The following is a 9953-nucleotide window of genomic DNA, read 5'->3' on the forward strand; positions in this document are numbered from 1 at the left end:
GCAAAAAGGCGGTTATCCCGAAGGGGAGCCGCCTTTTTTACGCACGACAAGTAAAAGCTGATATAGAGTCACTTGATCAGTCAACGCTTTTGTTTGAAAGCCAAGTGACACTCCTACTCTCGCCACCTCGTCAAAAAACAATTGGACGTTTTGATCAATCGGAACATTGATCCGCTGCTCGATCACCCGTTCAAACAAATGGTCTGGGAAAAGCGCACGCATTGTATTTGGTGTGAAGAACCTCAGGTGACCTCGGTCTAAAATTCCTACATCTTGATACGTAAAATCCCCTGTCATTAACGGGAGAAGCACCTCTGCATGCATCATGTTGGGCAGGCAGCAAATGATCACGCCGCCTGGCTTTAAAGATGCGTGCGCTTGTTCAATGATGTGCCAAGGATCTGACACATGCTCTAAAACATCCGAAAAAATGATCGCATCAAAAAAAGCCTCTTTCTCTAACCACGGGTACTCATCTGCTTTTGCCTCGATGACTTCTTTGTAATATGCCTTTGCGATGGCTGCTTTTAATGGATCAGCCTCTACTCCGTACATGTCAACAGACTGCCGATTCATTAGTTCAAGCCCTGTTGCCCCTGCGCCGCATCCCGCATCCAGTACACAAACAGCGTCTTCAGGCAGCAGAGCCGCAAAGTACGGATGAGGAGCCATCAGATTGAGGTCAATGCCCCATTTATCTAAAAACCGAAGCCTGTTCTCTGCAAACAGTGTAGAGATGTTCGTTTCTTGATTTGCTCGAAAGGTTGCATGACCGTGATGATGCACAAATGAATCGTGAACGATTTGCAGCTGATATCCCTTGAGCAAGGATCTCAAACAAAGGTCGTCATCCTCAAATGATCCATACACGAACCGTTCATCAAATAAACCCACCTCTTCAATAAGCTCTCTTTTCACAAGCAGACAAAATCCCACAAGCCGATGTACATAAGTTCTCTGACCTTTTTTCGCAGCCGTATAATTCTTCGCAAAAGCTGGGAGCTCCTTCACATCTGTATACGATGGCTCGACCATTTGAGGACCACTCACATAATTGGAGACTGGTCCTACCATCCCAATACGTTCTGATGCAAATAACGCCTCTCTTAATGGAGAAAGCCAGTTTTCCGTCACGATCGTATCGTTATTTAAAAAGAGAATGCTATCTCCTGTCGCTTTTTTCGCTCCTTGATTACAGCCCTTTGCAAAGCCTCGATTTTCTGCATTTTCTATGAAAATCACATCTTTCAACTCTCTCACATATTCCTTCGTCCCGTCGGTTGACGCATTATCAACGATGATGAGTTCATATTGCTCACTTCGGGTATGCTGCTTAATGCTGTCGATACATTTTTTCGTTAAATGCAGTTCATTGTATGTCAGGATGACAATGCTCGTTTTCCCTTTCATCTCATTTCCACCTTTCGCCCGTCTGTTTCATATGTATGTCATATGCAGCACGTTCAGAAGATGAGAGATTGTCCTTTCTTAATTAAACGTTTGTTTAACAAAGAAAAACCAGCTGCATGCGTGCAGCTGGTCATTGTTTACACCGTTTTTCCTTCTTCACCTGTGACGGCACGGTTTCTCTTTTTTAAATCTTCTTCAATTTCTTCAAGACTTTTCCCTTTCGTTTCAGCCACCATATATTTCACAAATAAGAAGGCACCTACGCCAATGACCGCATAAATGAGGAAGAGATTACTGATACCCATCGCGCTTAGTAAAGTTGGGAATGTAAGCGAGATGATTAAATTCCCTGTATGAAGGAGGAAGGTAGAGACGCCCGTACCGATTCCTCGGACATGTACTGGGAACAGCTCAGGAAGCATCACCCAAACGACTGGACCCCAGCTGACAGCAAAGATGACGATGAAGAGTCCTAAACAAATAATGGTTGTCCATCCTGCAGCTGTTGACCCCTCGAAAAATCGATTAACCACTGACAGGACAATTAAACTTAGGACCATGCCAGCATTCCCAAATAAGAGCAGCGCTTTACGCCCTACACGGTCAATGATTTTAATCGCCACAAACGTCATGACGACATTCACTGCCCCAATTCCGACGGTTCCTAAAATGGCCGCTGAATTACCAAAGCCAACGCTTGTGAATGTTTTTGGTGCATAGTAAATAATCGTATTGGTACCGATAAACTGCTGCAGAAAGGCAAGACCGACACCAGCGATTAATGCTGGGCGTACCCACGGCTCAAATAATTCCTTAAAACCGCCTTTTTCTTCACTTTCCGCCTGTTGAATGTCTGAAATTTCTTCTTCCACTTCTTGCTTACTCTTTCTGAGTTTAGATAATATCTCTTTCGCACGGTCTGCTTGTCCATGGACAAACAGCCAGCGGGGGCTTTCTGGCATAAACATAATCCCACATAATAAAAGCACAGAAGGCACGACCGCAATTCCAAGCATCAGGCGCCATGCCTCTGCATCCGCTAAAGCGTAATTCACAATATAGGCGAGAAGAATACCAAATGTGATCATGAGCTGGTTTAATGAGGACAGTGCACCTCTCGATTCCTTTGGAGCAAGTTCAGATAAATATAATGGAACAATCGTGGTCGAGCACCCGACAGCAAGTCCTAGCACAATTCGGAATAAGACCATCACTTCCGTATTCGGAGCAAGGGCTGTACCAAATCCGCCGATAATAAATAAAATCGCTGCGGCGATGATGGCTTTTTTCCGCCCAAATTGATCTGTCAGCTTTCCAGATAAAGAGGAACCGAGCATCGCTCCGATTAAAATCGAGCTGACAACAAGTCCCTCTGTAAATGCGTTTAACCCTAAATCCTCTTTCATAAATAAGATGGCGCCAGAAATGACACCTGTATCATAACCATATAAGGCGCCGCCAAGTGCGCCGAAAAAATAAAGCCATCCATTCCGATTTTTCATGTTCATAACCCCTCTTTTGTTCTGTATGTACTGGATGTTTCTCTATGGAAAATCATTTTCCTCACTTTCTGTCACTTCAAACATTTCGATGTTTTATGACAAATATATTTCATTTGCGTATCATTGAAACTTTTTACGATAAGGAAACGTCAATTAAGCGTTAGTGAAAAAAACATCGCACTATATCCCGTTCTAAGGTATATTTGTTTTAGTTTGTAAGTAAAAAGAGGGACATCTTTACTATAAAAATCATAGCGAGGGTTTAAAATATATGGATCAATCAAGAAGCAAACGCAAAGGAAAAAAGCGTTTAAAACCATGGGTGAAAGTCACTCTATTTATAGTCGGTATCCTTTTACTGACAACCGCTTCTGTCACAGGCTATGCCTACTATAAAGTGACAAGCGCTGCAAAAAAAGCACAAGTATCTTTAGATCGCGGCGCTCAATCTGTCAAACGGATTGAAGCATTTGATCCTGGTAAAGACAGCTTTTCTGTCTTGCTGCTTGGTATTGACAGCAGACCGGGCGAAACAGTGAAACAAGCACGAAGCGATGCGATGGTCTTAGCAACCGTCAATCGTACAAGTAAAACCGTGAAATTATTAAGCATTCCAAGGGACTCATATGTAAATATTCCAGGGCATGGCTATGACAAAATTACACATGCACACGCATTTGGCGGTGCAGATTTAACCTTGAGTACAGTCGAAGATTTACTAGATATTCCGGTTGATTTTATGATCCAAAGTAATTTCAAAGCATTTAAAGAGATCGTCAATGAACTAAATGGGGTCTCTATTAACGTCAAGGATGAATATGTGGTCAAACAGGTTCTAAAAGATACAAAGGGAAAGGTACAGCTTCAAACAGGAACTCATACGCTAGACGGTGATCAAGCTCTCGCATATGTGAGAACTAGAAAAGCAGATAGTGATTTAATGCGCGGGCAGCGTCAAATGGAAGTATTAAAAGCCATTTTTGATAAATCAAAATCGTTAACATCAATTCCGTCATATGACAATATCATTGATACGCTTGGTGATAATGTCGCGACCAACCTTTCAATGAAAGAGCTAGTCGGGCTTTTCCCACTTCTGACGTCATTGAAATCGGTTGATACCATTCAGCTTAAAGGCTCTGATTACCAGCCAAACGGGGTTTATTATTACCAATTGGATCAAAACCAGCTAAACGAAGTGAAGACTGAATTGAAGAAGCAGCTTGAATTATCATAAAACAGAAAGCGTCCCCAAAGGGCGCTTTTTGATTGTTGACAAAGGGCTAAAATGGTTTTTATTTTAGCTCTTTGTCTTCTTTTCAGCGCGATAGAACTCTAGGAAGGACGAGCACAGGACTGACACCGAATGCGAGGGTTTGTCTACACGCTGAAAGCGTCCCTAAGGGGCGCTTTTTTACTTGCTAACGATGATGCAGATTTTTCCCCTTTGGCTTATTTCCTTGATCATTCAATCATTTTTGTTTAGCCTTGATAGAGAGGAACAAGCATCGTATTGCTCATGAGAAGGAACGAAATCGTACATACTTTGAAGAGGCTATTGCATGCATGAAGGAGGATTTGACAGCGATGAAAAAAATGATTGCGATTGATTTAGACGGTACACTTTTAAATACAAAAAGTGAAATATCTGCTCAAAACAGGGAGGCATTGATCCGCGCGAAGGAAGCGGGATATATTGTCACCATCTGTACAGGGCGGGCGACTTTTGATGTGAAGGAACTGCTTGGCGATTTGGATATCCCTATTATTGCAGCAAACGGCGGAACCGTTCATACAGAAGGTTACGAACTTTTCAGCCGTATCACACTTGACCAAGAAGCAGGAAAACGAGCGGCTCAGGCATTAGTAGAACGAAACATTTACTTTGAGGTCTACACGGACGATGCGCTCCTCTCTCCTTTTGATGGAAAAGAGAAGCTGAAAGCAGAATTCGATGTGATCAAAAGCGCGAATCCAAATGAAGATGTAGCTGATTTATGGGAAGGGGCAATGACTCAATTCAAACAATTTGGCATCAAACCAGTGGATGATATTCGTCAGATTTTTGAGTTGAATGAAGCGACCTATAAATTACTCTGCTTCTCGTTTGATATGAATAAACTACAGGAAGCACGAGATCTCCTCGCGGAAATGCCTGAGCTTTCATTGACCTCTTCTGGAAAACATATCATTGAGGTTCTTCCAAAAGAGTCTGGAAAAGGACATGCCCTCAAAAAGCTCGCAGCTCATTATGGCGTAGACCGCTCACATATTTATGCGATCGGCGACAGCCCCAACGATCTATCCATGTTTGAGGAAGCAGGCCACCGCATTGCAATGGGGAATGCAGTCGATGTCATTAAAGAAAAGAGCACCTACATTACAAAAGGTAATCATGAAGACGGTGTTGCTTACTTTATTGATCTGCTTTTACAAAATCAATTCCACGAAAAAAAGACGCTTGTCTGATCAGCGCCTAGAGAGAAGTCTAAAAGTCCGATACGAACGTAGATCGGGCTTTTTCTTTATTTTTTAATTCGAACTGCCGTCTCATACTTATCCTTCCAGTACGTACTTGTTTTCATATTCATAAGCACGACACCATTTGAGACGGTCATATGAATGACTTGATTTGATCCTGCATAAATGGCCGGTATCAATGACGTTCCACTAAAGAAAACGAGATCTCCCGGCTTCAGCTCCGACCGTTTCACAGGCGTACCTGCCTTGACTTGACCTGACGCATAACGAGGCAGTTCAATACCAAGTACTTCTCGATACACATACTGTGTGAACCCTGCTGTGTCAAAGCCTTGCTTTGGATTCGTCCCACCTTTGACATAAGGAACTTCTCCAATATACGTAGCGGCTTTTGAGACAATCGGGTCTTCTTTTGCTAATTTCAGCTCCGTTAATCGTTTCGCACCTGTCCATTTTTCGCGCCAATACGATTCAGACAAATAAGAAATCGTGACACTTTCCGAACGGCTCGCATGAATAAAACGGTCGCCCCCAATATACATCCCTACATGAGAAATGTCTGGCTTATATGTGTTGCTAAAAAAGACAAAATCCCCAGGACGTATATCATTTAATGCTACTTTTTCTCCAACCATCCACTGCTGTTCAGCACTTCGAGGCAAATAAATCCCTAGTGATTTTTCAAATACATATTGTAAAAAGCCTGAACAATCAAAGCCAATCTTAGGGTCTGCTGCACCAAATACATAAGGAATACCTAAATATTTCATCGCATCTTTCACAAGACGATTATCCGAGATTGCCGGTGTGCCGGGAAGTCGTTTGACTGCATAAAATCGATCCGTCCAGTATTTGCTTTTGCTGACGTCTGTTTTCACGACACCTTGACTAAGCGTGATGTGAATGACCTGATCGTTACCAGCGTACAACGCTACATGTGTCGGGATATCCTTTGTTTCTTCAAGACTGCGAAAATATACAAGGTCACCTGGCTGGGCTTTGTCCCATGATACCTTTTTTCCAATCTGATACTGGTCGATTACCTTCCGCGGTAAATCAAATACTCCTGATGTCTTGTACACATATTGCGTAAACCCTGATGCGTCAAAGCCCGTTTTTGGATCGGTTCCTCCTTTATGATAAGGTGTTCCAATCAGCTTTTCCGCTTGCTGCAAAGGAGACACTGTTTGAGCAGATATTTCTGATTGAGACATGAACATCAGCCCTACGAGCGCGCATCCAGCAATCACTATTCCTTTCCATTTCATGATCTTTCTCCCTCCTTTCTTCTATAGTTTCGGCATGACACCTAACTTTTTACACCTTTTTTCGACAAAAAAGAGCACGCAATGCGTGCCCTCTATGCTCGTTAGAGTTATTTACTTGCTTCCGTTTTTGACTGTTTTTGTTGTTCGATTTTCTGCATTTCAACCGAGATCTTTTGTTTTTCATGATCTGTGAGGCTGTCACTAAATTTAAAAGCAGACATAAAGACAAAGACTAAAATTAATGCAACAAACGGCCAGCTTGCTTTTAGGAATTTCATTTCTTCTCTTTCCCTCCGTTTTCTTTTAAGTGTTTAACTTTATCAGCGTGATCTACTTCAAAGAAAATGTGTCCGTCTTTTTCTTTCCAATCCGCATTCGTACCATTTGTCAGCATACGGATAATGGATTTTGATTCAAATGATCCTGCTTTAACCGGAGCAGGTGTTGCTTCTTTGATGTACATTGGGACAACTTCAAATGTCGCTTTTCCATCTTCATTCAGATGATACTGAACAAGTGCAGAATCACGTGTTCTTGACCAGCCTTGGTCAAAAATAAAGTTTCCTAAGCTATAGAAGATCGCCGTGCCGTTATAGACTTCCATTGGCTCAAGAACGTGCGGATGAGCACCGATAATGATATCAGCACCAGCCTTAGACATCGCTCTTGCCAATTCTCTTTGTCTATCGTTTACCTCATTGTTGTACTCCTGTCCCCAGTGAGCATGAACAACGACGATATCTGCCTTTTCAGCAGCCTGCGAAATCATCGGAATAAAGATAGATGGATCGGCTGGCAAGATACCCGCCTGGCGATTCGTTGCTTTAAAATCTTTCCCATACACATCAGTAAAACCAAGTGTAGCGATTTTGACACCATTTACTTCTTTATACGAAATGTTCTGCTTCGCATCCTGAAGGTTATGGCCTGCGCCTGTATAATCCATGTCAGCTTGTTTAAAGGCATCAATCGTTTTGTTTAGCCCTTTTTCACCATAGTCTGCCGCATGGTTATTCGCAAAGTTTAATACAGAGAAATTCAAATCCTTCAACGCTTTGACAGAATCCTCATCTGTTTTTAAATGAATATTCTTTTGCGCCGCTTGTTCCCGGTCTGATGCGACTGGATGCTCAAAGTTACCAGTCACATAATCTGACACATCAAAGTATGGTTTGGCATAGCGAAAGAGATGCTGTTTTCCATAACGGTCTGTTACTTTCTCTACGTTTCTTCCAAACATAATGTCACCGACAAACGAAGCGGTCAGGATGTTTTCTGGATTCTTTTGTACAGTTGGCACTTTTGCTTGCCCGATAAACGTAAATAGAAATGTACAAGCAATGACGATCGGTAAAGCAATCAGTACATGTTTATTCGTTTTTTTCTTTTGGTTCTTTGTGATTTTCAGCAGCTTTTCCTGAAAGCTCAATTTTTTATTCATCATTGGACACACCTTATCTTAAAATAGATAGTAAACATACATGATGGCAAATGTTGCACCACTTAGAAGTAACGTGCTTCCAAGGGTAATCGTAAGACCTTGCTTTTGAATCGTATTTGCAATCAATCCAGGAACGATAATACCGATTCCGCGGAATTCTGCTATTTCAAATGGGACCACTGGATAGAAGAAATCAAAGACTAGCTTTAAGGCAATCCCTGTAATCAGCATCGCAGCAAACTTTCTGCGTCCGTATAAAATCATAAATTTCGATAGACCAAAGCGAACGATGACATACGTAAGCAAGCTGACAGATAAGACAACTAAAATGAAGACTGGCTGGTTAAATACAAGCGCCAGATAACCTGGGACAACAAGTCCAGCTGGTACGATTCCTGTTTTTTCTGCAAAGATTAAACTAAGTAGAACACCTAAAATTAACGAGATATAAAGATCTGATCCGAACATTTTCTATATTTCCTCCTAGCTGACAAGCTGCTTAATTTTGTATTCTTGAATTTTTTCGATTAACGGTTCAGCGGCACCATGAATATTGCCGACTCCATAAACCACTCGATTATGAAGCTTTTTCTCAAGCATGTTCATAATGTCTTCTGTAGATTGATATTCAAGGTTGTGTAAGTGGTCAGCCGGAATTTTTCCATCCTCATATGCCTTTACAATTGGATCTGTTGTTTCACCAATTAAGACGAGATCACTTGCTTCAATATAAGGAAGTACATCCTCCGCAAACTGGATCGTTCGATCTACACGATCCGCACGGCAGTTCATGATAATAATCGGTTCATCTGTTGGATATCCAATTTCTTTCACACGCTTCCAAATGTTCAATGTAGATGATGCGTCATTTGCCGCAAAACCATTTACAAAGTGTCCAGGTGTTTTCGCATCCATTAATGGAAGAATTCTCATCGCTCCTGGATCAGGTGGCGCATTTAACATTCCTCGGAATGCCGTATCTTCATCAATTCCTAATGCCTGTGCAACACCAAGTGCAAGTGAGGCATTATCTGGGAAGACCATGTACTCAAATTTCCGTAAATACTCATCAGAAATCTTGGAATTATCTGCAACAATGACTTCTGTATTGCGTTTTTTCGCAATCTCTTTAAAGAAATCCGTATATTCACTATCCGTAATAACCAAGTGTCCATTGTAAGGAATTGTCGCTGTAAAGGCTTCTGCTATTTCATCAAGTGTCGGCCCCATGACGTCCATATGATCTTCAAGAACGTTTACGATCACGCCAATATTCGCTTGAAGCAGCTCTTCCTGAAAGATGATTTGGTAATCTGGATTTACCGCCATACATTCACTGACGATGGCATTTGCTCCTCTTTCAACGGTTTCTCTCATAACTTCCTTCTGCTCACCGATATTCGGTCCTTGCGGTTTCCTTTTAATCGGTTTCTCCTCTGGCGTATCCCAATAAATCATTCTTGCATCTGTTCCCGTTGTTTTGCCGACAGTTTTATAACCTGCCTCCATTAAGATACCGGTTGTCAATCTTGTAACGGTAGACTTTCCGCGAATACCATTAATATTGACGCGCACCGGTAGGGCATCGATATTTTTCTGGTGACGCTTCTTTTCAATAAAGCCAATCCCTAACATGATGACACAGGCTATAACGATTAACCACATCGCTTATCTACATCTCCTTTTTTTATGAGTGTGATATGTAAATTCAATCAACAGTATATAGGTTCAGCATAAAATCACAATCGGTATTATGTAACATAATCTTTCACTTCCTCGTATGCCAAAATCCTCTAATCAGAAGGTGGATTGACCTAGCTCCTCTTTAAATGAAAAGGCCAAAAGACGGAC

At 41.8% G+C, this 9953-nt stretch carries 9 protein-coding genes; 2 read left to right on the forward strand and 7 right to left on the reverse strand.

Annotated elements, in window-relative coordinates; translation table 11 throughout:
• Nucleotides 1-12: 12 nt before the first annotated feature.
• Together MKY18_RS16450 and MKY18_RS16455 are read right to left on the reverse strand one after the other, a co-directional pair.
• Nucleotides 13-1410, reverse strand: coding sequence for a bifunctional glycosyltransferase family 2 protein/class I SAM-dependent methyltransferase (locus MKY18_RS16450; RefSeq protein ID WP_342497588.1), 1398 nt, complete (start codon nt 1408-1410; stop codon nt 13-15).
• Nucleotides 1411-1547: 137 nt separating this feature from the next.
• The gene (locus MKY18_RS16455) at nt 1548-2912 is read right to left on the reverse strand and encodes a sugar porter family MFS transporter (RefSeq protein WP_095117897.1); all 1365 of its coding nucleotides are present in this window, start codon (nt 2910-2912) and stop codon (nt 1548-1550) included.
• A gap of 271 nt (nt 2913-3183) precedes the next feature.
• Here MKY18_RS16455 and MKY18_RS16460 point away from each other — a divergent pair, with 271 nt between their 5' ends.
• Together MKY18_RS16460 and MKY18_RS16465 are read left to right on the forward strand one after the other, a co-directional pair.
• Nucleotides 3184-4149, forward strand: a complete 966-nt coding sequence (locus tag MKY18_RS16460) for an LCP family protein (RefSeq protein WP_044140082.1) — start codon at nt 3184-3186, stop codon at nt 4147-4149.
• Between the two features lie 350 nt (nt 4150-4499).
• Nucleotides 4500-5381, forward strand: coding sequence for a Cof-type HAD-IIB family hydrolase (locus tag MKY18_RS16465; RefSeq protein WP_181462007.1), 882 nt, complete (start codon nt 4500-4502; stop codon nt 5379-5381).
• A 56-nt stretch (nt 5382-5437) separates the two neighbouring features.
• Here the strand turns inward: MKY18_RS16465 and MKY18_RS16470 are convergent, their stop codons facing one another.
• The 5 genes from MKY18_RS16470 to pgsB all read right to left on the reverse strand — a co-directional run bounded on the left by MKY18_RS16470 (nt 5438) and on the right by pgsB (nt 9767).
• The gene (locus MKY18_RS16470) at nt 5438-6661 is read right to left on the reverse strand and encodes a C40 family peptidase (protein WP_342497589.1); all 1224 of its coding nucleotides are present in this window, start codon (nt 6659-6661) and stop codon (nt 5438-5440) included.
• A gap of 107 nt (nt 6662-6768) precedes the next feature.
• Entirely contained in the window at nt 6769-6939 is a 171-nt protein-coding gene (locus MKY18_RS16475; protein WP_003213661.1) for a hypothetical protein, read from the reverse strand.
• Nucleotides 6936-8102, reverse strand: coding sequence for a CapA family protein (locus MKY18_RS16480; protein ID WP_044140085.1), 1167 nt, complete (start codon nt 8100-8102; stop codon nt 6936-6938). Before MKY18_RS16480 ends, MKY18_RS16475 begins: the two co-directional genes overlap by 4 nt.
• Nucleotides 8103-8120: 18 nt before the next feature.
• On the reverse strand, nt 8121-8570 hold the full coding sequence (pgsC, locus tag MKY18_RS16485; protein ID WP_012011488.1) for a poly-gamma-glutamate biosynthesis protein PgsC: 450 nt from the start codon (nt 8568-8570) through the stop codon (nt 8121-8123).
• A 15-nt stretch (nt 8571-8585) separates the two neighbouring features.
• On the reverse strand, nt 8586-9767 hold the full coding sequence (gene pgsB / locus MKY18_RS16490) for a poly-gamma-glutamate synthase PgsB (protein WP_268453655.1): 1182 nt from the start codon (nt 9765-9767) through the stop codon (nt 8586-8588).
• Nucleotides 9768-9953: the final 186 nt, after the last annotated feature.

It is taken from the genome of Bacillus sp. FSL R7-0672 (assembly GCF_038601465.1).
GTDB classification, from domain to species: Bacteria; Bacillota; Bacilli; order Bacillales; family Bacillaceae; genus Bacillus; species Bacillus pumilus.